The 20,194-nt window shown below is 73.0% G+C and carries 25 protein-coding genes; 4 read left to right on the forward strand and 21 right to left on the reverse strand.

The features are described from left to right. Positions 1–34 precede the first annotated feature (34 nt). The 11 genes from lgt to hisI form a co-directional block, all read right to left on the reverse strand. Positions 35–1,036, reverse strand: a complete 1,002-nt coding sequence (gene lgt / locus ACIP2X_RS23905) for a prolipoprotein diacylglyceryl transferase (protein WP_401676349.1) — start codon at positions 1,034–1,036, stop codon at positions 35–37. A 95-nt stretch (positions 1,037–1,131) separates the two neighbouring features. Beyond that, the gene (locus ACIP2X_RS23910; RefSeq protein ID WP_401676351.1) at positions 1,132–1,905 is read right to left on the reverse strand and encodes a DsbA family protein; all 774 of its coding nucleotides are present in this window, start codon (positions 1,903–1,905) and stop codon (positions 1,132–1,134) included. Between the two features lie 86 nt (positions 1,906–1,991). Continuing rightward, entirely contained in the window at positions 1,992–2,810 is an 819-nt protein-coding gene (gene trpA, locus ACIP2X_RS23915; protein ID WP_401676353.1) for a tryptophan synthase subunit alpha, read from the reverse strand. Beyond that, on the reverse strand, positions 2,807–4,090 hold the full coding sequence (gene trpB, locus ACIP2X_RS23920; RefSeq protein ID WP_401676355.1) for a tryptophan synthase subunit beta: 1,284 nt from the start codon (positions 4,088–4,090) through the stop codon (positions 2,807–2,809). The genes trpA and trpB overlap by 4 nt, the downstream gene beginning before the upstream one ends. A gap of 106 nt (positions 4,091–4,196) precedes the next feature. After that, positions 4,197–4,361, reverse strand: a complete 165-nt coding sequence (gene trpM, locus ACIP2X_RS23925) for a tryptophan biosynthesis modulator TrpM (protein ID WP_401676357.1) — start codon at positions 4,359–4,361, stop codon at positions 4,197–4,199. A 22-nt stretch (positions 4,362–4,383) separates the two neighbouring features. Then, positions 4,384–5,193, reverse strand: coding sequence for an indole-3-glycerol phosphate synthase TrpC (gene trpC, locus ACIP2X_RS23930; protein WP_401676359.1), 810 nt, complete (start codon positions 5,191–5,193; stop codon positions 4,384–4,386). Between the two features lie 143 nt (positions 5,194–5,336). Further along, positions 5,337–5,753, reverse strand: coding sequence for a DUF2752 domain-containing protein (locus ACIP2X_RS23935; protein WP_401676360.1), 417 nt, complete (start codon positions 5,751–5,753; stop codon positions 5,337–5,339). Between the two features lie 109 nt (positions 5,754–5,862). Continuing rightward, positions 5,863–6,144, reverse strand: a complete 282-nt coding sequence (locus tag ACIP2X_RS23940; RefSeq protein ID WP_401676362.1) for an HGxxPAAW family protein — start codon at positions 6,142–6,144, stop codon at positions 5,863–5,865. A gap of 155 nt (positions 6,145–6,299) precedes the next feature. Beyond that, complete coding sequence (locus tag ACIP2X_RS23945) at positions 6,300–6,950, reverse strand: TIGR02234 family membrane protein (RefSeq protein WP_401676364.1); 651 nt, start codon at positions 6,948–6,950, stop codon at positions 6,300–6,302. Between the two features lie 52 nt (positions 6,951–7,002). Further along, positions 7,003–8,481: an anthranilate synthase component I gene (locus tag ACIP2X_RS23950; RefSeq protein ID WP_401676366.1), complete on the reverse strand. Its 1,479-nt coding sequence runs from the start codon at positions 8,479–8,481 to the stop codon at positions 7,003–7,005. An 11-nt stretch (positions 8,482–8,492) separates the two neighbouring features. Then, positions 8,493–8,882, reverse strand: coding sequence for a phosphoribosyl-AMP cyclohydrolase (gene hisI / locus ACIP2X_RS23955; RefSeq protein WP_401676368.1), 390 nt, complete (start codon positions 8,880–8,882; stop codon positions 8,493–8,495). An 82-nt stretch (positions 8,883–8,964) separates the two neighbouring features. On the opposite strand from hisI, the gene ACIP2X_RS23960 reads away from it, so the two are divergent. After that, positions 8,965–9,600 carry a TIGR03085 family metal-binding protein gene (locus ACIP2X_RS23960; RefSeq protein WP_401676370.1) on the forward strand — a complete coding sequence of 212 codons (636 nt, stop codon included), beginning with the start codon at positions 8,965–8,967 and terminating at the stop codon, positions 9,598–9,600. A gap of 21 nt (positions 9,601–9,621) precedes the next feature. On the opposite strand, the gene hisF is transcribed toward ACIP2X_RS23960, so the two are convergent. Genes hisF through hisD form a run of 8 tightly spaced genes read right to left on the reverse strand, consistent with a single transcriptional unit; the run spans position 9,622 to position 15,322 of the window. Further along, positions 9,622–10,377, reverse strand: coding sequence for an imidazole glycerol phosphate synthase subunit HisF (hisF, locus tag ACIP2X_RS23965; protein ID WP_401676372.1), 756 nt, complete (start codon positions 10,375–10,377; stop codon positions 9,622–9,624). Further along, on the reverse strand, positions 10,374–10,778 hold the full coding sequence (locus ACIP2X_RS23970; RefSeq protein WP_401676374.1) for a RidA family protein: 405 nt from the start codon (positions 10,776–10,778) through the stop codon (positions 10,374–10,376). Before ACIP2X_RS23970 ends, hisF begins: the two co-directional genes overlap by 4 nt. Further along, entirely contained in the window at positions 10,775–11,500 is a 726-nt protein-coding gene (gene priA, locus ACIP2X_RS23975) for a bifunctional 1-(5-phosphoribosyl)-5-((5-phosphoribosylamino)methylideneamino)imidazole-4-carboxamide isomerase/phosphoribosylanthranilate isomerase PriA (protein WP_401676376.1), read from the reverse strand. The genes ACIP2X_RS23970 and priA overlap by 4 nt, the downstream gene beginning before the upstream one ends. 4 nt (positions 11,501–11,504) lie before the next feature. Then, positions 11,505–12,152: an imidazole glycerol phosphate synthase subunit HisH gene (hisH, locus tag ACIP2X_RS23980; RefSeq protein ID WP_401676378.1), complete on the reverse strand. Its 648-nt coding sequence runs from the start codon at positions 12,150–12,152 to the stop codon at positions 11,505–11,507. Further along, entirely contained in the window at positions 12,143–12,307 is a 165-nt protein-coding gene (locus ACIP2X_RS23985; protein ID WP_401676380.1) for a hypothetical protein, read from the reverse strand. Before ACIP2X_RS23985 ends, hisH begins: the two co-directional genes overlap by 10 nt. Continuing rightward, positions 12,304–12,897, reverse strand: a complete 594-nt coding sequence (gene hisB / locus ACIP2X_RS23990) for an imidazoleglycerol-phosphate dehydratase HisB (protein WP_362992372.1) — start codon at positions 12,895–12,897, stop codon at positions 12,304–12,306. The genes ACIP2X_RS23985 and hisB overlap by 4 nt, the downstream gene beginning before the upstream one ends. Then, the gene (locus ACIP2X_RS23995; RefSeq protein ID WP_401676383.1) at positions 12,894–14,000 is read right to left on the reverse strand and encodes a histidinol-phosphate transaminase; all 1,107 of its coding nucleotides are present in this window, start codon (positions 13,998–14,000) and stop codon (positions 12,894–12,896) included. The genes hisB and ACIP2X_RS23995 overlap by 4 nt, the downstream gene beginning before the upstream one ends. Then, the gene (gene hisD, locus ACIP2X_RS24000; protein ID WP_401676385.1) at positions 13,997–15,322 is read right to left on the reverse strand and encodes a histidinol dehydrogenase; all 1,326 of its coding nucleotides are present in this window, start codon (positions 15,320–15,322) and stop codon (positions 13,997–13,999) included. The genes ACIP2X_RS23995 and hisD overlap by 4 nt, the downstream gene beginning before the upstream one ends. Positions 15,323–15,506: 184 nt before the next feature. Between hisD and ACIP2X_RS24005 the strand changes: the two genes are divergently transcribed. From ACIP2X_RS24005 to ybaK, 3 genes are all read left to right on the forward strand, one after another. Beyond that, positions 15,507–17,087, forward strand: a complete 1,581-nt coding sequence (locus tag ACIP2X_RS24005; protein ID WP_401676387.1) for an oxidoreductase — start codon at positions 15,507–15,509, stop codon at positions 17,085–17,087. A gap of 71 nt (positions 17,088–17,158) precedes the next feature. After that, the gene (locus ACIP2X_RS24010) at positions 17,159–17,896 is read left to right on the forward strand and encodes an LON peptidase substrate-binding domain-containing protein (protein WP_401676389.1); all 738 of its coding nucleotides are present in this window, start codon (positions 17,159–17,161) and stop codon (positions 17,894–17,896) included. 28 nt (positions 17,897–17,924) lie between these two features. Beyond that, positions 17,925–18,428, forward strand: coding sequence for a Cys-tRNA(Pro) deacylase (gene ybaK / locus ACIP2X_RS24015; protein ID WP_401676391.1), 504 nt, complete (start codon positions 17,925–17,927; stop codon positions 18,426–18,428). A 168-nt stretch (positions 18,429–18,596) separates the two neighbouring features. Here the strand turns inward: ybaK and ACIP2X_RS24020 are convergent, their stop codons facing one another. Together ACIP2X_RS24020 and ACIP2X_RS24025 are read right to left on the reverse strand one after the other, a co-directional pair. Then, the gene (locus ACIP2X_RS24020; protein ID WP_401676393.1) at positions 18,597–19,295 is read right to left on the reverse strand and encodes an AAA family ATPase; all 699 of its coding nucleotides are present in this window, start codon (positions 19,293–19,295) and stop codon (positions 18,597–18,599) included. Between the two features lie 34 nt (positions 19,296–19,329). Beyond that, positions 19,330–20,151, reverse strand: a complete 822-nt coding sequence (locus tag ACIP2X_RS24025) for an ABC transporter permease (protein WP_401676395.1) — start codon at positions 20,149–20,151, stop codon at positions 19,330–19,332. Positions 20,152–20,194 lie beyond the last annotated feature (43 nt).

The following is a 20,194-nucleotide window of genomic DNA, read 5'->3' on the forward strand; positions in this document are numbered from 1 at the left end:
CTCCGGGCGCCCTCGGACGTGTACGACGCGGTCGTCAGGTCTTCTTCGTCGCCGTCCCGGCCTCGTCGGCCTCGGCCTCGTCCCCGGCCGTGTCGGACGCACCGTCACCGTCGGTCTTCTCCGCCGTCCGCGTCTTCTCGGCATCGCCGGACTCGCCGCCCGCGTCGGTCTCGTCCGCCGCGTCGGCCTCCCCGGCCCCGGCTCCGTCACCGACGGCGGCGGGATCCGGTTCCACCACGGCCTCACGGCCCGGCCGCTTCTTCGCGGACACCACGATGTAGACGACGGCCAGCACGAAGACCAGCAGCGCGGTCCAGTTGTTCAGCCGCAGCCCGAGGATGTGGTGGGCGTCGTCGACGCGCATGTACTCGATCCAGAACCGGCCCGCGCAGTACGAGGCGACGTACAGCGCGAACGCCCGGCCATGACCGAGGTTGAACCGCCGGTCGGCCCAGACCACCAGCACCGCGACACCGATGCACCACAGGGACTCGTACAGGAACGTCGGATGGTAGTACCCCGGCACCCGCCCGTCCGCCGTGGACGTGATGTGCAGCGCCCAGGGGAGGTCGGTCTGCCGCCCGTACAGCTCCTGGTTGAACCAGTTGCCCCAGCGCCCGATGCCCTGCGCGAGCGCGATACCGGGGGCGACGGCATCGGCGTACGCGGGCAGCGGGATACCCCGCCGGCGGCAGCCGATCCACGCGCCGACCGCGCCCAGCGCGATCGCGCCCCAGATGCCGAGGCCGCCCTCCCAGATCTTGAAGGCGTCCACCCAGTCACGGCCCTCGCTGAAGTACAGCTCGTAGTCCGTGATCACGTGGTAGAGGCGGCCGCCGACCAGGCCGAACGGCACCGCCCAGACCGCGATGTCGGCCACCGTGCCGGTGCGCCCACCACGGGCGATCCAGCGCTTGTTGCCGTACCACACGGCCACGAAGACGCCGAGGATGATGCAGAACGCGTAGCCGCGCAGCGGGATCGGGCCGATGTACAGCACTCCGCGCGAGGGGCTGGGGATGTAGGCAAGTTCCATGGCAAGGTCGACGCTACCGTGCCGGGCAGGCCCGATGTCGAGCAGCCCGGCAACGGCTCCATAACAGGGCCGCGGCGGCCCGGTGGGCGCGTGCCTCAGCCCTTGGCGGCCTCCTGCACCTGCTGCTTCAGCTTCTCCGGCGTCATCGTCTGGTCCTGGTAGATGTTCTTGCCGTTGAGCAGCACGGTCGGCGTGCCGCTGAAACCGCCCTTGCCGAAGGCGGCGCTGGACTTGTCGACCCAGCTGTTGTGCCGGCCGTCCTCGACGCACGTGCGGAACGCGGGCGTGTCCAGTCCCTTGACCTTCCCGGCCAGTTCGATCAGCTTCGCGTTGTCCGCGAAGGCGTCGTCGGTCTCGGGGGGCTGGTTGTCGTAGAGCACGTCGTGGTACGCGGTGAAGTGGCCGGCGTCCTGCGCGCAGGCGGCGGCGTTGGCCGCGTTGCGGGAGCCGGTGCCGCCCATGTTGCCGTCGATGATCGTGGCCAGCCGGTAGTCCACCCGCAGCTGGCCGGCGTCCGTCAGTTCGTGGATCGTCGAGCGGTAGGTCTGCTCGAAGGACTGGCAGGCCGGGCAGCGGAAGTCCTCCCAGACCGTGAGCGTCGATTTGGCGTCGCTCCTGCCGACCGGGATGGCGAGGTTGTCCTCGCCGTTCGCCCCCGAGGGGGCCACGACCGGGCCCGCGCTGTCGCCGGTGTCCTTGCCGGCGTTCGCGGCGACCACGCCGATCACCGCGGCCAGGCCCAGGACGCCGACGACCGCGGTGCCGACGATCAGCGTCCGCCTGCGCTTATCCGCGGCCTTCTGCTTGTCACGCTCGACCGCCAGCCGCTCACGGGCGGTGCGCTTTCCGTCACGGTTCTTCTCGCTCACACCCCGCAGAACGAACCGGGGAGGCGCACCGCGCCTCCCCGGTCCCAGGTCCACCCGTACGAGGGACCCGGGAGTCCTCGGGGCCGCTACGCCTGTCCCCGCACGCCCTTGGCCAGGTCGCCGGCGAGCGCGCGCACCGCCTCGATGCCGGCCGCGTCGTCCGGCGCGTCCAGCATCCGCTTGACGAAGGCCGAGCCGACGATGACCCCGTCGGCGAAGCCGGCCACCTCGGCGGCCTGCGCGGCGTCGGAGACGCCGAGCCCGACGCAGACCGGCAGCTCGGTGCCCGTGGCCCGGGTGCGCCGCACCAGGTCCTGGGCCTGCGTGCCGACCGTCTCGCGGGTGCCCGTGACACCCATCAGCGAGGCGGCGTACACGAAGCCGCTGCCCGCCGCGGTGATCTGCGCGAGCCGCTCGTCCTTGCTGCTCGGCGCGACCACGAAGACCGTCGCCAGGCCGTGCTTCTCGGCGTGCTCCCGCCACAGCGCCGACTCCTGCACCGGCAGGTCGGGCAGGATGCACCCGGCGCCGCCCGCCTCGGCGAGCTCGGCGGTGAAGCGCTCGACGCCGTAACGGTCGATCGGGTTCCAGTAGGTCATGACGAGGACCGGCTTGCCGGTGGCCTCGTACGCCTCGCGGACCGTGCGCATGACGTCCGCGATCTTCACGCCGCCGCGCAGGGCGATGTCGTCGGCGGTCTGGATGACCGGGCCGTCGAGCACGGGGTCGCTGTGCGGCAGCCCCACCTCCACGACGTCGGCGCCGCCGTCGAGGACGGCCTTGATCGCCTCGATGCCGCCGTCCACGGTCGGGAACCCGGCCGGGAGGTAGGCGATCAGGGCGGAGCGCCCCTGCGACCTGGCGGCGGCGAGGGCGTCGCTCAGCAGCCGGATGTTCCCGCTCACTTGGCGTCCCCCTCGATCTCGGCGGTGCCGGAGGCGTCCTCGGCGACCTCGGCGTCGGTGTCGTACAGCCCGAAGTAGCGGGCGGCGGTGTCCATGTCCTTGTCGCCGCGGCCGGACAGGTTGACCACGATCAGCCCGTCCTCGCCGAGCTCCCGGCCGACCTCCAGGGCCCCGGCGAGCGCGTGCGCGCTCTCGATGGCCGGGATGATGCCCTCGGTCCGCGAGAGCAGGCGCAGTGCCTGCATGGCGGCGTCGTCGGTGATCGCGCGGTACTCGCCGCGGCCGATGTCCTTGAGGTAGGAGTGCTCGGGGCCGATGCCGGGGTAGTCGAGTCCGGCGGAGATCGAGTACGGCTCGGTGATCTGGCCCTCGTCGTCCTGGAGGACGTACGAGCGTGAACCGTGCAGGATGCCGGGCTCGCCCGCGGTCAGGGTGGCCGCGTGCTCGCCGGTCTCCACGCCGTGCCCGGCGGGCTCGCAGCCGATGAGGCGTACGTCGGCGTCCGGGATGAAGGCGTGGAACAGGCCGATGGCGTTGGAGCCGCCCCCGACGCAGGCGACGGCGGCGTCGGGCAGCCGGCCGGCGCGCTCCAGCAGCTGGCGGCGGGTCTCGACACCGATCACGCGGTGGAAGTCGCGGACCATGGCGGGGAAGGGGTGGGGGCCGGCCACGGTGCCGAACAGGTAGTGGGTGTGGTCGACGTTGGCGACCCAGTCGCGGAACGCCTCGTTGATGGCGTCCTTCAGCGTGCGGCTGCCGGACCGCACGGCGATGACCTCGGCGCCGAGCATGCGCATCCGGGCGACGTTCAGTGCCTGGCGCCTGGTGTCGATCTCGCCCATGTAGATCGTGCAGTCGAGGCCGAAGAGGGCGCACGCGGTGGCGGTGGCGACGCCGTGCTGGCCGGCACCGGTCTCGGCGATGACGCGGGTCTTGCCCATCCGCCGGGTGAGCAGGGCCTGGCCGAGCACGTTGTTGATCTTGTGGGAGCCGGTGTGGTTGAGGTCCTCGCGCTTGAGGAAGACCCGGGCACCGCCCGCTTCCGCGGCGAACCGGGGCACCTCGGTGAGGGCGCTCGGGCGGCCGGTGTAGTTGACGAGCAGGTCGTCGAGCTCGCGGGCGAACTCGGGATCGGCCTTGGCCTTGTCGTACTCGACGGCGACCTCGTCGACGGCGGCGACGAGGGCCTCGGGGATGAACTTGCCGCCGAAGGAGCCGAAGTAGCCCTCCGTGCTGGGGAGCTGACCCAGTGGGTCGGGGATGAAGAAGTTGCTGGGCATGCGTGGGCCTCACGGTGAGTGCGCGGAAAGGACACTGAGCGCCGTGGGGGCGGGGGTGGTGCGTCGATGCGGACGCGCCGTGGCGCGTCGCCCGTTCCCCGCGCCCCTAAGAGGCCTGCTGCCATCGACGGCCGTTGACCTGGCCGGGTTCGTCACCGATGACGTAGCGCACCCGGCGGCCGTGCACCCGGCGGGCGGGGGCGCGGCAGCCTCGCGGGCGGCAGCCGCGCGCGAGGCGGGCGTGCCGGTCCTGGGTCGTCATGGTCGTCATCGCGGCCAAGCCTACCGGCGGGTCAGCCCCGGCCGTGCCGCAGCGCCGGGTGGGCGCCCGCCGCGACCAGGTCGGAGACCGCCGTCCTCGGGTCCTTGCCGGTGACCAGGGACTCGCCGACGAGCACGGCGTCCGCGCCCGCGTTGGCGTACGCGATCAGGTCGTGCGGGCCGCGGATGCCGGACTCGGCGATCTTCACGACGCCCTCCGGGATCTCGGGGGCGACCCGCTCGAAGGTGCCCCGGTCCACCTCCAGCGTCTTGAGGTTGCGGGCGTTGACACCGATCAGCTTGGCGCCGGCGTCGACCGCGCGGTCGACCTCGTCCTCGTCGTGCACCTCGACGAGCGGGGTGAGTCCGATGGACACCGCCCGCTCGATCAGGGACTCCAGGGCGGGCTGGTCGAGGGCGGCGACGATCAGCAGCGCGAGGTCGGCGCCGTAGGCCCGGGCCTCCCACAGCTGGTACGAGGTGACGATGAAGTCCTTGCGCAGGACGGGGATGTCCACGCGCGCGCGGACCGCCTCCAGGTCCGCGAGGGAGCCGCCGAAGCGGCGCTGTTCGGTGAGGACGGAGATGACGGCCGCGCCGCCGGCCTCGTAGTCCGCCGCGAGGCCGGCCGGATCGGCGATGGCGGCCAGCGCGCCCTTGGAGGGGCTGGACCGCTTGACCTCGCAGATGACCTTGACGCCGTCGCCGCGCAGGGCGGCCAGTCCGTCCTTGGCCGCGGGGGCCTTCGCCGCGCGCTCCTTGAGCTCGTCGAGGCTCACGCGCGCCTGCCGCTCCGCGAGGTCGGCACGGACTCCGTCGATGATCTCGTCGAGCACACTCACGCGAGTGGCCCCCTTCCAGACGGTTGACTGTCGAAGCGGCACCGAAGAGGAAAACCGGTGGTCACTGCGATGGTATCCGGAGCCGGGCGTTGGCCTCACATCCGGTTGACGGCGGTCCCACTACCTGGACATCCGCCAGTTGATCAAGGGTGGAGCCAGCCACCGAAGGGCAGGTTCCGGACAACCGTGAAGAGCAGCAGCAACGCGCCCACGGTCCACAGGGCCGCGGGCGACGGATCGCACCGCGTCGGACGCCCGCGCGCCGCGCGGACCACCCATACGGTCCACAGCGCGGCGCAGAGCAGGAAGCCGGCGACGGCGACGGCGTTGGCGTGCAGCGCCGCGGGCAGGTCGCCGTGCACGAAGGCGTGCGCGCTGCGCAGGCCGCCGCAGCCGGGGCAGTACAGGCCGGTCACGCGCAGCAGGGGGCAGACGGGGTAGTGGCCGGGCTCGTTGGGGTCCACGGCGCCCACGTAGGCGAAGGCGGCGGCGACGGCCGCGAGGACGCCGACGGGGGCGGCCAGCCGTCCGGTCCGGGTGCTGCGGCTGTCGGCGTGCATGCCCCGCATTGTGCCCGGCCCGCCCACGGACGTGCGCGAGGGGCGGACCCGCGCGGTGCGGGTCCGCCCCTCGACGAGGTCGCGACGGAGGAAAGCCGTACGGGAAGGATCAGCTCTCGGCGGCGACCGGCTCGCGCGTGGTCACGGCCGGGGCGGGCCGGGTCACGTCGCCGGTCATCTTGAGCGGCTGCGCCTTGGGCGCGCCGAGGCCCATCGCGCGCATGATCCCGCCGATGACACCGCCCAGGGCGATGATCGCCATGCCACCCCAGAAGCCGAGCGGGTTGTCCATCACCATGAAGGCTCCCGCGACGCAGAAACCGATGAAGATGATCATGACACCGGTCCAGGCGGCGGGGGTGTGACCGTGCCCGTGGCTGCTGTCCGCCATTGCTTGCTCCTCGTTGCTGTATGCGTGTGTGAGCCTGACGCTCGACATTCATTGTCCCGTACCCGCGCGCCCTTCAGGCGCCGGGGGCTCATCCCGGGTGCGTCTCTTTCGCCACACCAGGGCGGGCTGTGACGCACCGGGCAGGGGCCCGGAGGCTACGCCGGGCCGGTGCCCGTCGGATCCTCGCCGCGGTCCAGGGCCTTCCAGAGGTCCTCGGGCCGGTCGGGGTCCACCGCCGGGGCGCTGGGGCGCGGCCGGGGGGCGCCGCCGCGCTCGTAGCGGCCGGACATCGCGGGCCACAGGCGGCCGTAGCGCAGGGCGAGCAGCCCGGCGAGCAGGATGAGGGCGCCGCCCACGGCCGCGGCGTACGGCCACGCCGTGTGGGTGAGGGCCTCGACGCCCGCGGAGGTGTCGCCGGAGGCCTGCGCGGCCTTCTCGTCGAGCGCGGAGCTGTCGGAGGCGCCGTACAGGGCGGCGGCGACGGTGCCGGCGCCGCAGAGCGCGAGCAGCCCGGCCACCAGGAAGCGGCCGGCCCGGCGGACGGCGAAGACGGCGACGAGCGCGGCGAGGCCCACTATGGCGAGGGACGCCGGGACGCCGGTGACGTCGCTGCCCCGGGCGGTCAGCGGGAAGGCGCCACCGGCCACCGACGCCGTGCCCTGCGACCACTGCTGACGGGTGGCCAGCAGCGCCACGGCCGCCCCGAGCGCACCGCTCAGCAGGGCGAGGGCAAGACTCCGGCGCCCGGCGCGCGCGTCGCCGGGGGCTTCGGAACGGGGGTGAGGAACAGCAGTCACGTACTCCACTATCGCCTGCCCGGGCGGTGCGGCGTCACCCGGGGTTCACGTGAGAAGCGCCCTATTGTGCGAGCCGGTTCGCCGTGTGGACCGCGCGCAGGACCGCCGCCGCCTTGTTGCGGCACTCCGTGTCCTCGGCGACCGGGTCGGAGTCCGCGACGATGCCCGCGCCCGCCTGCACGTACGCCGTGCCGTCGCGGAGCAGGGCGGTGCGGATGGCGATCGCGGTGTCGGAGTCGCCGGCGAAGTCCAGATAGCCGACGCAGCCGCCGTACAGCCCGCGCCGGGACGGCTCCAGTTCGTCGATGATCTGCATCGCGCGCGGCTTGGGGGCGCCGGAGAGGGTGCCCGCCGGGAAGCAGGCCGTCAGCACGTCGAAGGCGGTGCGGCCCGCCGAGACGCGGCCCGTGACCGTGGAGACGATGTGCATCACGTGCGAGTAGCGCTCGACGGACATGAAGTCGACGACCTCCACCGAGCCGGGCTCGCACACCCGGCCGAGGTCGTTGCGGCCGAGGTCGACGAGCATGAGGTGCTCGGCGCGCTCCTTGGGGTCGGCGAGCAGCTCCTCGGCGAGCGCCTGGTCCTCCTGCGGGGTGGCGCCCCGCGGCCGGGTGCCGGCGATGGGGTGCACCAGTGCCTGGCCGTCCTCGACCTTGACCAGCGCCTCGGGCGAGGAGCCGACGACGTCGAAGCCCTCGAAGCGCAGCAGGTACATGTACGGCGAGGGGTTGGTGGCGCGGAGCACCCGGTAGACGTCGAGCGCGCTCGCCGCGCACGGCGTCTCGAACCGCTGCGACGGCACGACCTGGAAGGCCTCCCCGGCGCGGATGCGCTCCTTGATGTCCTCGACGGCCGCCTGGAAGTCGGGGCCGCCCCACAGGGCGCTGTACGGCGGCAGCTCGGAGGGCGGCAGCACGGCCGGCGGCTGGGCCACGGCCCGCGTGAGGTCGGCCTCCATGGCGTCGAGGCGGGCCACGGCGTCGGCGTAGGCCTCGTCGACGCCGGTGTCGAGGTCGTTGTGGTTGATCGCGTTGGCGATCAGCAGGACCGAGCCCTCCCAGTGGTCCATCACCGCGAGGTCGCTGGTGAGCAGCATGGTCAGCTCGGGCAGCCGCAGGTCGTCGCGCTCACCGGGACCGATCTTCTCCAGGCGGCGGACGATGTCGTAGCCGAGGTAGCCGACCATGCCGCCGGTGAAGGGCGGCAGGCCCTCCTGGTGGGGCGTGTGCAGGGCCTCGATGGTGGCGCGCAGGGCGGCCAGCGGGTCCCCGTCGACGGGCACGCCCACGGGGGGCTCGCCCAGCCAGTGCACCCGGCCGTCGCGCTCGGTGAGGGTGGCGGCGCTGCGGACACCGACGAACGAGTAGCGGGACCAGGAGCGGCCGTTCTCCGCGGACTCCAGCAGGAACGTGCCGGGGCGCTCGGCGGCGAGCTTGCGGTACAGCCCGACCGGGGTGTCTCCGTCGGCGAGGAGCTTGCGCGTGACGGGGACGACGCGGCGGTCGCAGGCCAGCTTGCGGAAGGTCTCGAGGTCCATGGCGGCTGACCTTACTGATCCCGGGCGGGCACGCCGTGGTCGGCGTCCGTGAGCAGCACGTCCGCGTCGAAGCAGGTGCGCGCGCCGGTGTGGCAGGCGGCGCCGACCTGGTCGACCTGGACGAGCACGGTGTCGGCGTCGCAGTCGAGGGCGACGGACTTGACCCACTGGAAGTGGCCGGAGGTGTCGCCCTTGACCCAGTACTCCCCGCGGCTGCGCGACCAGTACGTGCAGCGTCCCGTGGTCAGCGTGCGATGCAGGGCCTCGTCGTCCATCCAGCCCAGCATCAGCACCTCGCCGGTGTCGTACTGCTGGGCGATGGCGGGCAGGAGCCCGTCCGCGCTGCGCTTGAGGCGCGCGGCGATCTTCGGGTCGAGGCGACCGGAGGGAGAGCTGGTCATGGGTGCCATTGTGCCGCGCCGCGCCGACAGCCCCGGGCGCCGTCCACTGTGCGGTACGGATACGCGGTCGTAGGCTGACTTCATGTCGACCTTTGCCAAGCGTGAACGGCTTCTCCTCGCCGACCTCTTGGAGACCGCCGGTCCGGAGGCCACCACCCTGTGCGAGGGCTGGCGGACCCGGGACCTGGCCGCGCACGTGGTCGTGCGCGAGCGCCGCCCGGACGCCGCCGGCGGACTGCTGATCAAGCAGCTCGCGCCCCGCCTGGAGAAGGTGATGGAGGAGTACGCGGACAAGCCCTACGAGGAGCTGATCCAGCTCATCCGCTCGGGCCCGCCGCGCTTCTCACCCTTCCAGCTCAAGCAGATCGACGAGATGTCGAACACCATCGAGTTCTACGTCCACGCCGAGGACGTGCGCCGCGCCCAGCCCGACTGGACCTCCCGCGAGCTCGACCCGGTCTTCCAGGACGCCCTGTGGTCCCGGCTGGAGCGCACGGCCCGCCTGATGGGCCGCTCCGTGGTCACGGGCCTGGTGCTGCGCCGCCCCGACGGCCAGACGACGGTCGCCCACCGCGGCACCCCGGTCGTCACGGTGACGGGTGAGCCGTCGGAGCTGCTGCTGTTCCTCTACGGCCGGCAGAGCGCCGCCAAGGTGGACGTCGACGGCGACGCGGACGCGATCGCGAAGCTGGAGGAGGGCAAGCAGCTCGGCATCTGAGACCCCGGCCGGCGGCCGGGGTCACCGTACGGGGTGGCCGGCCGTCCGCAGGGTCTCCTTGACCTCGCCGATGCGCAGGTCGCCGAAGTGGAACACCGACGCCGCGAGCACGGCGTCCGCGCCCGCCCCGATGGCCGGCGCGAAGTCGGCCAGCCTGCCCGCGCCGCCGGAGGCGATCACCGGCACGGTGACGTGCCGGCGGACGGCGGCGATCATCTCCAGGTCGTAGCCGTCCTTGGTGCCGTCCGCGTCCATGGAGTTGAGCAGGATCTCGCCGGCGCCCAGCTCGGCGGCCCGGTGCGCCCACTCGACCGCGTCGATGCCGGTGCCCTTGCGGCCGCCGTGGGTGGTGACCTCGAAGGAGCCCGCGTCGGTGCGGCGGGCGTCGACCGACAGCACCAGCACCTGGCGGCCGAAGCGCTCGGCGATCTCGCGGATGAGGTCGGGCCGCGCGATGGCCGCCGTGTTGACGCCCACCTTGTCGGCGCCCGCCCGCAGCAGCTTGTCCACGTCCTCGGCGGTGCGTACGCCACCGCCGACCGTGAGCGGGATGAACACCTGCTCGGCGGTGCGGCGCACCACGTCGTAGGTCGTCTCCCGGTCGCCGGAGGACGCGGTGATGTCCAGGAACGTCAGCTCGTCGGCGCCCTCGGCGTCGTACACCTTGGCCATCTCGACGGGGTCGCCCGCGTCGCGCAGGTTCTGGAAGTTGACGCCCTTGACGACCCGGCCGTTGTCCACGTCCAGGCAGGGGATGACTCGGACCGCCAGGGTCATGACCGCTCGGCTCCTCTGTATGCCTCTACTTCGACCTCGACCAGGATGCGCGGGTCCACGAAGCCCTCCACCACGAGGAGGGTGGACACCGGCCGCACCGTGTCGAAGAGTTCCCTGTGGGCCCGGCCCACCTCGTCCACGTCCCGTGGGTGCGACAGGTACATCCGGGTGCGGATCACGGACCCGACGCCGAGCCCGAACTCGCCGATCGCCTCGATCGCGCCGGTGAAGGCCACCTTGGCCTGTTCGTACGGGTCGCCCTCGCCGTACAGCACGTCGCCCTTGAAGGACGTCGTGCCGCCCACCAGCACCCGGTCGCCCACCGCGACGGCGCGTGCGAAACCGTAGGACTCCTCCCAGGGGCTCCCGCCCCGCACCCGCCGCACGGCATCCGATGTCATGACGCCACAGCCTCCAGGGCCTCTTCCAGGGTGAAGGCCTTGGCGTACAGGGCCTTCCCGACGATGGAGCCCTCGACTCCGAGGGGCACGAGCTCGGCGATCGCCCGCAGGTCCCGCAGCGAGGACACCCCGCCGGAGGCCACGACCGGGCGGTCGGTCACCGCGCAGACGTTCTTCAGCAGGTCCAGGTTCGGGCCCTGGAGCGTGCCGTCCTTGGCGATGTCGGTGACGACGTACCGCGCGCAGCCCTCCTTGTCGAGGCGCTCCAGCGTCTCGTAGAGGTCGCCGCCGTCCCGGGTCCAGCCGCGACCGCGCAGGGTGGTGCCGCGTACGTCGAGACCGACCGCGATCCTGTCGCCGTGCTCGGCGATCACCTCGGCGACCCACTCGGGGGTCTCCAGGGCGGCCGTGCCGAGGTTCACGCGGGTGCAGCCGGTGGCGAGGGCGGCGGCCAGGGTGGCGTCGTCGCGGATGCCGCCGGACAGCTCCACCCTGATGTCCATCGCCCCGGTGACCTCCGCGATCAGCGCGCGGTTGTCGCCGGTGCCGAAGGCGGCGTCCAGGTCGACCAGGTGCAGCCACTCGGCGCCCGCCCGCTGCCAGGCGAGGGCGGCCTCCAGGGGGGAGCCGTACGAGGTCTCCGTGCCGGACTCGCCGTGCACGAGGCGGACGGCCTGGCCGTCGCGGACGTCGACGGCGGGGAGGAGTTCGAGCTTGGCCATGTCTCTACAGGGTTCCGATCCAGTTGGTGAGCAGCTGCGCGCCGGCGTCGCCGGACTTCTCGGGGTGGAACTGCGTGGCCCACAGGGCGCCGTTCTCGACGGCGGCCACGAACGGCTTGCCGTGCGTGGACCAGGTGACGAGCGGTGCGCGCATCGCCGGGTTCGCCGTCTCCAGGGTCCAGTCCTGGACGGCGTAGGAGTGCACGAAGTAGAACCGGGCGTCGGCGTCCAGGCCGGCGAACAGCTCGGAGCCGGCGGGTGCCTCGACCGTGTTCCAGCCCATGTGCGGCACGATCTCGGCCTGGAGCGGCTCGACCGCGCCGGGCCACTCGTCGAGGCCCTCGGTCTCGACGCCGTGCTCGATGCCCCGGGCGAAGAGGATCTGCATGCCCACGCAGATGCCCATCACCGGGCGCCCGCCGGCCAGCCGGCGGTCGACGATCCAGTCGCCGCGTGCCTCGCGCAGGCCGGTCATGCAGGCGGCGAACGCGCCGACGCCCGGCACCAGCAGGCCGTCCGCGTTCATGGCCTTGTCGAAGTCACGCGTTATCTCGACGTCGGCACCCACGCGCGCGAGGGCGCGCTCGGCCGACCTCACGTTGCCGAAGCCGTAGTCGAAGACGACGACGCTTCTCGACGCGCTCAATTCCACACCTCCAGCCGCAGGACGCCCGCGACCAGGCACATCGCGGCGCCGATGGAGAGCAGCACGATCAGGCCCTTGGGCATCTTCTGCTTGACGAAGGAGAAGATGCCGCCGACCAGGAAGAGGCCGACGACGATCAGCAGCGTGGAGGTGCCGGTCACAGCGCGCCCTTCGTCGACGGGAGGATGCCGGCCGCGCGCGGGTCGCGCTCGGAGGCGTAGCGCAGGGCCCGGGCCAGCGCCTTGAACTGGCACTCCACGATGTGGTGCGCGTTGCGCCCGTAGGGCACGTGCACGTGCAGCGCGATCTGCGCCTGGGCGACGAAGGACTCCAGGATGTGCCGGGTCATCGTCGTGTCGTACTCGCCGATCATCGGCGCCATCTTCTCGGGCTCGGTGTGCACGAGGTAGGGGCGGCCGGACAGGTCGACGGTGACCTGGGCGAGGGACTCGTCCAGCGGGACCGTGCAGTTGCCGAAGCGGTAGATGCCCACCTTGTCGCCGAGCGCCTGCTTGAAGGCGGCGCCCAGCGCGAGGGCGGTGTCCTCGATCGTGTGGTGCGAGTCGATGTGGAGGTCGCCCTCGGTCTTCACGGTCAGGTCGAACAGGCCGTGCCGGCCGAGCTGGTCGAGCATGTGGTCGTAGAAACCGACCCCGGTCGACACGTCGACCTTGCCCGTGCCGTCGAGGTCGATCTCGACGAGGACCGATGTCTCCTTGGTCGTGCGCTGCACGCGTCCCACGCGGCTCATGAACTCTGCTCCTTCTTCAACTCACGGACCGCGTCGAGGAACGCGTCGTTCTCGTCCGGCGTGCCGGCGGTGACCCGCAGCCACCCCGGAACTCCGTTGTCCCGGACCAGGACGCCCCGGTCGAGGATCTTCCGCCAGGCCTCGTGGGCGTCGGCGAACCGGCCGAACTGCACGAAGTTGGCGTCCGACTCGATGACGTCGTAGCCGATCGCCCGCAGTTCGCCGACCAGTCGGTCCCGCTCGGCCTTCAGCTGCTCGACGTATCCGAGCAGGGTGTCGGTGTGCTCCAGGGCGGCCAGCGCGGTCGCCTGGGTGACCGCCGACAGGTGGTAGGGCAGCCGGACGAGCTGCACGGCGTCGACGACGGCCGGGGCCGCGGCCAGATAGCCGAGGCGCAGGCCGGCCGCGCCGAAGGCCTTGGACATGGTCCGGGAGATCACCAGATGCGGGCGGCCGTCCAGCAGCGGCAGCAGGGACTCGCCGTGGCTGAACTCGACGTACGCCTCGTCCACGATCACCATCGAGGGCTTCGCCGCCTGCGCGGCCTCGTAGAGGGCCACCACCGTCTCGCGCGGGACCGCGTTGCCGGTGGGGTTGTTGGGGGTGGTGACGAAGACGACGTCGGGCCGGTGCTCCGCGATCGTCCGCGCGGCGGCCGCGGCGTCGAGCGAGAAGTCGGGCTGCCGGGGACCGGAGATCCAGCCGGTGCCCGTCCCGCGCGCGATAAGACCGTGCATCGAGTACGAGGGCTCGAAGCCGAGGGCCGTACGGCCCGGTCCGCCGAAGGTCTGCAGCAGCTGCTGGATGACCTCGTTGGAGCCGTTGGCCGCCCAGACGTTGGCGGGACCGACCTCGTGGCCCGAGGTCGCGGTCAGGTACGCCGCGAGCCGGGTCCGCAGCTCCACCGCGTCCCGGTCGGGGTAGCGGTTGAGGTGCCGGGCCGCCTCGCGCACCCGCTCGGCGATCCGTTCGACCAGCGGCTCGGGCAGCGGGTAGGGGTTCTCGTTGGTGTTCAGCCGTACGGGCACGTCCAGTTGGGGCGCGCCGTAGGGGGACTTGCCGCGCAGCTCGTCCCGTACGGGGAGATCGTCGATGCCAGTCACTTGCTCTCCGGTACCTTCCACCCGAACCTCGCCTTGATCGCCGCGCCGTGCGCCGGCAGGTCCTCCGCCTCCGCCAGCGTCACCACGTGGTGCGCGACCTCGGCCAGCGCCTCCCGCGTGTAGTCGACGATGTGGACACCGCGCAGGAAGGACTGCACGGACAGCCCCGAGGAGTGGCAGGCGCAGCCGCCGGTGGGCAGCACGTGGTTGGACCCGGCCGCGTAGTCGCCGAGCGAGACCGGCGCCCAGGGGCCGATGAAGATCGCCCCGGCGTTGCGGACCCGGTCGGCCACGGCGGCCGCGTCGGCGGTCTGGATCTCCAGGTGCTCGGCGCCGTAGGCGTCGACCACCCGCAGGCCCTCGTCGACGCCGTCGACCAGGACGATCGCGGACTGCCGGCCCTTCAGGGCCGGGACGATCCGGTCGTCGATGTGCTTGGTGGCCGCGACCTGCGGCTCCAGCTCGCGCTCCACCGCGTCCGCCAGCTCCACGGAGTCGGTGACCAGCACGGCCGCCGCCAGCGGGTCGTGCTCGGCCTGGCTGATCAGGTCGGAGGCGACGTGCACAGGGTCGGCGGTGGCGTCGGCCAGCACGGCGATCTCGGTCGGGCCGGCCTCGGCGTCGATGCCGATCCGGCCGGTGAAGAAGCGCTTGGCGGCGGCGACCCAGATGTTGCCCGGGCCGGTGACCATGTTGGCGGGCGGGCAGGACTCGGTGCCGTAGGCGAACATCGCCACGGCGGTCGCGCCGCCGGCCGCGTACACCTCGTCGACGCCGAGCAGCGCGCACGCGGCGAGGATCGTGGGGTGCGGCAGCCCGCCGAACTCGGCCTGGGCCGGGGAGGCGAGCGCGATCGAGCCGACACCGGCCTCCTGGGCGGGCACGACGTTCATGACCACGGAGGACGGGTAGACCGAGCGGCCGCCGGGCGCGTAGAGGCCGACCCGGTCGACCGGCACCCACTTCTCGGTGACGTGGCCGCCGGGCACGACCTGGGTGGTGTGGCCGGCGCGGCGCTGCTCACGGTGGACCAGGCGGGCACGCCGGATGGACTCCTCCAGGGCCGCGCGCACGGCCGGGTCGAGCTCCTTGAGCGCGCGGGCGAGCGCCTCGGCGGGCACCCGCACCTGCTCGAGCCGGACGCCGTCGAACTTCTCGGCGAAGTCGATCAGCGCCGCGTCGCCCCGATGATGCACGGCCTCGCAGATGGGACGCACCTTCTCGAGGGCGGCCGCGACGTCGAAGTCGGCTCGGGGCAGCAGGTCGCGCAGGGCGGGACCCTCCGGGAGGGCGTCGCCGCGCAGATCGATTCGGGAGATCACACACCCAATTCTCGCAGACCCGGACGCGGCGCCGTTCGCACGTATCAGTGGCTGATACGAGACCCCGCTCACGCTCCGTGCCAGGACCCGGAAGATCGCCTTCACCCGGCGTGTTCGAGGCGTCACCCAGCGGGCATGAACGGCAGTACGAAACCGAGGAGCGGCAGGGGAGGGAGGGAACACCGTGACCGAGGGGGCCGGCGTCCGGGACGGGGACCTGCCCGACGACCTGAACGCCGCCGAGGCCGGTATGTGGCAGGCCTTCCGCAACGGCAGCGTGTACGACCTGAGCAGCGGGGACGCCGTGGTGGACGATCCGCACGGCGGGCAGCCGTGGGGGCCCGGGCGGACGGTGCGGGCCCGCATCGTGTGCTGGCTGCTGCTGGACGGGCCGCCCGCCCTCGCCGGCCGGGTGGCCGCGCTGAAGCTGACCGGCGTGCGGATCAGCGGCAGCCTCGACCTCGCGGGCGGCGCGGTGGTGCCCTACGTCGAACTGCGCGGCTGCTGCTTCGAGCGGGAGATATCGATGCCGGAGGCCCAGTTCAGGACCGTACGGCTGGTGAACTGCGCGGTGCCGCGGCTGGAGGCGGCGCGGGTGCACACCGAGGGCGATCTGCATCTGCCGCGCTGCAGGTTTCCCGGCGGCGTCCGGCTGACCGACGCGCACATCGGCACGGACCTGCTGCTCAACCAGGCCGTCGTCCACCGGGACCGCACGGGCCGCTCGATCTCCGCGGACGGCATCACCGTGGGCCAGGACCTCCAGGCCGAGATGCTGGAGTCGCACGGCGAGCTGAGCCTGCGCAGCGCGAACGTCGGCGTCTCGCTCAGCCTGCGCGGGGCACGGCTGCGCAACCCGTACACCCGGCACGCGCTGAACGCCCCGCAGCTCACCGTGGGCCGCACGCTGTACCTCTCCCCGGCCGGCGTCGGCTCCCCGCAGCTGGCCGGACGCACCCCCGCGCGCGGGACCCGCATCCAGCACTTCGAGTGCCAGGGCGGGGTGCGCCTGGACGACGGCCGGTTCGGGGACGCGGTCGACCTGGAACGCGCGCGGTTCACCTTCACCGACGACCAGGAGCTGTCCCTGCGCCGGGTGCAGGCGCCCGAGCTGCGCTTCCTCGGGGAGCGGCCGCAGCGCGGCAAGGTGGTGCTGTCCGGCGTCCGGACGATCAACCTGGTCGACCGGGCGGGCAGCTGGCCCGGCATCGGCAATCTGGCCATGCGGGGCTTCGTCTACGAGAACCTGGTGCCGCAGGGGTCGTTCCCGCTGGCGCGGCGGCTGGCGTGGGTGGCCGCCGCGACCGCCGAGTACCACCCGGAGCCGTACGAGCGGCTCGCCGCCGTGCTGCGCGCGAGCGGGGAGGACGAGGACGCCCGCGAGGTGCTGCTCGCCAAGCACCGGCGGCGCCGGGAGACCCTGCCGCCGGCCGGGAAGCTCTGGGGGTACGCGCAGGACCTGGCGGTGGCCTACGGGTACCGGCCGGGGCGGGCCGCGGTGTGGATGGCGGTGCTGTGGGCGGCGGGCTCGCTGGCCTTCGCGTCCGCCGGGCGCCCCCGGACCGGCAGCAGCACGGGCGAGCCGCCGTGGAATCCCGCCCTGTTCGCCCTCGACCTGCTGCTGCCGGTCATCGACCTGGGCCAGATGGGTTTCTGGCATCTGGACGGCGGCTGGCAGTGGCTGGCCGCCGCGCTGGTCCTGCTCGGCTGGATCCTCGCCACGACGGTCGCGGCCGGGGCGACACGGCTGCTGCGGCGCAATTAGCGGGCCCCGCGCCGCCCGGGGAGCGGGCGGGGCGGACGGGTACGGTCCGGCGACCATTAGGCTCTAGCGTCGTGACCACCGTCCGGCTGCCGCTCTTCCCCCTGAACACCGTGCTGTTCCCGGGGCTGGTGCTCCCCTTGAACATCTTCGAGGAGCGCTACCGCGCCATGATGCGCACCCTTGTGAAGACCCCCGAGGACGAACCGCGCCGCTTCGCCGTCGTGACCATCCGCGACGGCCACGAGGTCGCGGCGAGCGAGCCGGGCCTGCCCGACCCGACGGCGGTGCCCGAGCGGGGCTCGGCGGCCGGCTTCGGCGCCGACCCGGTGAAGGCGTTCCACGGCGTGGGCTGCGTGGCCGACGCGGCGACGATACGGGAGCGGGCGGACGGCACCTTCGAGGTGCTGGCGACCGGGACGACCCGGGTGCGGCTGCTGTCGGTGGACGCCTCGGGGCCGTTCCTCACGGCGGAGCTGGAGGAGCTGCCGGAGGAGCCGGGCGACGAGGCGGGGGCGCTGGCCGAGGGGGTGCTGCGGGCGTTCCGGCAGTACCAGAAGCGGCTCGCGGGAGCGCGGGAGCGCTCGCTGTCGACGGGCGACCTGCCGGACGAGCCGTCGGTGGTGTCGTACCTGGTCGCGGCGGCCATGATGCTGGACACCCCCACCAAGCAGCGGCTGCTCCAGGCGCCGGACACCGCGTCGCGGCTGCGCGACGAGCTGAAACTCCTTCGCTCCGAGACGGCGATCATCCGTACGCTGCCGTCACTGCCGGCGTCCGAGCTGACGCGGGCACCGACGAGCCTGAACTGACCCGCGAACGACCTGGGGAACAGCCCGGATGGCGAAGAAGCCGAAGAAGAACCAGCAGTCCGGCGGCACGCCCGCCACGGTGGCGCTGACGGCGGCGGGCGTGGACTTCACGATCCACGCCTACGACCACGACCCGTCCCACCCCTCCTACGGCGAGGAGGCGGCGCAGGTGATGGGGGTCTCGCCGGAGCGCGTCTTCAAGACGCTGGTGGCGGACGTGGACGGCACCCTGACGGTCGCGGTGGTGCCGGTAGCGGGCTCGCTGGACCTGAAGGCGCTGGCGGCGGCCGTCGGCGGCAAGAAGGCGTCGATGGCCGACCCGGCCCTCGCGGAACGCACCACCGGCTACGTCCGGGGCGGCATCTCGCCCCTCGGCCAGCGCAGGAAGCTCGCCACCGTGCTGGACGGCTCGGCCGCCGCGCACGCCACGATCTGCGTCTCGGCGGGCCGCCGGGGCCTGGAGGTGGAGCTGTCGCCGAAGGACCTGGCGAGGCTCACGGAGGCGACGCTGGCACCCATCGGGCGCGCGTGACCCCTCGACGGGATGTCCTTTCTCGGTTAAGGAGACAGGACATGTCGAAGAAAACCCGGAAACGCAAGTGGCGCATACGCAAACGCCGGGCCAACCACGGCCGGCGTCCGTCGTAGCGGCCGAGGCCCGGCAACCGGGCCCGCGGCAGCCGATGTCCCGGCCGGTGAGTTACGGGGTCCGCCCGTGCGGCCCGTACCCCGCCGGCTCGGGATCCCGGGGCCCGAACAGCGCCGTCAGGCCGAGGTGCACCAGCAGCGCCGAGAACGACCAGGCCAGCAGCGCCCCCTTCGCCGCGAGTTCCAGCGGCGCCGAGAACGTCACGCCCTTGCCCACCTCCTTGGCGTGCGCCAGCACGTCGTCCCCGGGCCCGAGCCAGACCCCGAGCCGCCAGGCGAGCAGCGAGCCGAGCAGCCCACCGAGGCCGAGCGCGACCACGAGCGGCACGCCCCCGCGCCGCCGCACCAGGAACACCAGGACCGCGCTGAGCACGCCGAACGCCAGCGCGAGCAGAGTGAACGTTCCGTCCACCCCGATCGACTGCTCCCCCTCGGTGTCCTTGAGGAAGACGACCCAGGTCCCGCCGACCACGTCGCCGACCAGCGGCACCCGAGGCGCCAGCCAGTTCCACAGCACCCCGAGCAGCACTCCGCACAGCGCCAGGACCACCGTGATCACGGCGGCCTCCCGCACCTCGGTCTTCATCCCGGGCCCGTCCTCACCCTTGGTTCCCTGGGCGCTTGCGTAGGCATGCGGGTGAGCGACGGCGTGAGGATGCGCGCCCGCCCCGTGCCCGGCCCCTGCCGGGGGCCACGCATGGTGCGCGGACTGTTCATGCGGCGGCGGAGGCGGCGTCAACGGTGCTGTCACCCTGACATCGTGCCAGGCCTGTCCGTGGCGCGCGTCACCGGACGGCGGCCCGGCGGTACGCCCAGGTGGCGACCGCCAGCGAGATCACCCCGACCCCGGCGCACACGGCGAGGTCCGCGGCCACCCGGGCCCAGTCGGGCTGCGCGGCGAAGGTCCGCGCGTAGGCCTCCACGCCGTACGTCGAGGGCAGCAGATCGCGGGCGAACCGCACGATCTGCGGCATCCGGTCCGGCGGCAGCACGCCCAGCAGCAGCGCCGCGGACATCCCGAGCTGTCCCAGCAGGGTGGCCAGCTCGGGCCGCGGCGCGAGCAGTCCGAGGGCTGCCCCGAGCCCGGCCAGCGCGGCCCCGGCGAGCGGGATCACGGCCAGCAGCACCCACAGGTTGGCCATCGGCAGCCCGAACAGCACGCAGCCGAAGACGGCGGTCACCATCGTGCCCGGCACGGTGAAGGAGGCGTACGCCCCCGCGGCCCCCAGCACCACCGCGGCCGGCGGCACCGGCAGCGTGGCGTAGTGGTCGAGCCCGCCGGTGGCCCGCAGCTGCCCGAAGTACTGCGCGAGGAGGTTCAGCGCGACGAACGCGACGACCACGATGGACGAGCCGGCGACCACGGCGTGCGCCTCGCTCCCGCCGTCCACCACGCCCCGCATCATGATCATGATGCCGACGGACTGGAAGGTCGCCACGAACAGCAGCGGGATCCGCGCCACCCGCGCCCGGGACAGCTGCGCCCGGTAGACCGCCGCCAGGGACGGCCACAGCCGCGCGGGCGGTGCGAGCTCGGCCGCGCCCCGGGCCGCTCCGTCGGCGGCCAGGACACTGCCCGGCAGCACTTCTGCGGGTACGACACTCACGTCGCGCTGCTCCCCTTCCCCGGTTTCACTCCGGCGTCTCCCC

The organism is Streptomyces sp. NPDC089424, assembly GCF_044749345.1.
Taxonomy (GTDB): domain Bacteria; phylum Actinomycetota; class Actinomycetes; order Streptomycetales; family Streptomycetaceae; genus Streptomyces.

Bases quoted from the DNA above. Each gene is read 5' to 3' on its own strand.
- lgt (WP_401676349.1), bottom strand. From the start codon at position 1,036: ATGGAACTTGCCTACATCCCCAGCCCCTCGCGCGGAGTGCTGTACATC.
- trpB (WP_401676355.1), bottom strand. From the start codon at position 4,090: ATGCCCAGCAACTTCTTCATCCCCGACCCACTGGGTCAGCTCCCCAGC.
- trpM (WP_401676357.1), bottom strand. From the start codon at position 4,361: ATGACGACCATGACGACCCAGGACCGGCACGCCCGCCTCGCGCGCGGC.
- ACIP2X_RS23935 (WP_401676360.1), bottom strand. From the start codon at position 5,753: ATGCACGCCGACAGCCGCAGCACCCGGACCGGACGGCTGGCCGCCCCC.
- ACIP2X_RS23940 (WP_401676362.1), bottom strand. From the start codon at position 6,144: ATGGCGGACAGCAGCCACGGGCACGGTCACACCCCCGCCGCCTGGACC.
- ACIP2X_RS23950 (WP_401676366.1), bottom strand. From the start codon at position 8,481: ATGGACCTCGAGACCTTCCGCAAGCTGGCCTGCGACCGCCGCGTCGTC.
- hisI (WP_401676368.1), bottom strand. From the start codon at position 8,882: ATGACCAGCTCTCCCTCCGGTCGCCTCGACCCGAAGATCGCCGCGCGC.
- ACIP2X_RS23960 (WP_401676370.1), top strand. From the start codon at position 8,965: ATGTCGACCTTTGCCAAGCGTGAACGGCTTCTCCTCGCCGACCTCTTG.
- hisF (WP_401676372.1), bottom strand. From the start codon at position 10,377: ATGACCCTGGCGGTCCGAGTCATCCCCTGCCTGGACGTGGACAACGGC.
- ACIP2X_RS23970 (WP_401676374.1), bottom strand. From the start codon at position 10,778: ATGACATCGGATGCCGTGCGGCGGGTGCGGGGCGGGAGCCCCTGGGAG.
- priA (WP_401676376.1), bottom strand. From the start codon at position 11,500: ATGGCCAAGCTCGAACTCCTCCCCGCCGTCGACGTCCGCGACGGCCAG.
- hisB (WP_362992372.1), bottom strand. From the start codon at position 12,897: ATGAGCCGCGTGGGACGCGTGCAGCGCACGACCAAGGAGACATCGGTC.
- ybaK (WP_401676391.1), top strand. From the start codon at position 17,925: ATGGCGAAGAAGCCGAAGAAGAACCAGCAGTCCGGCGGCACGCCCGCC.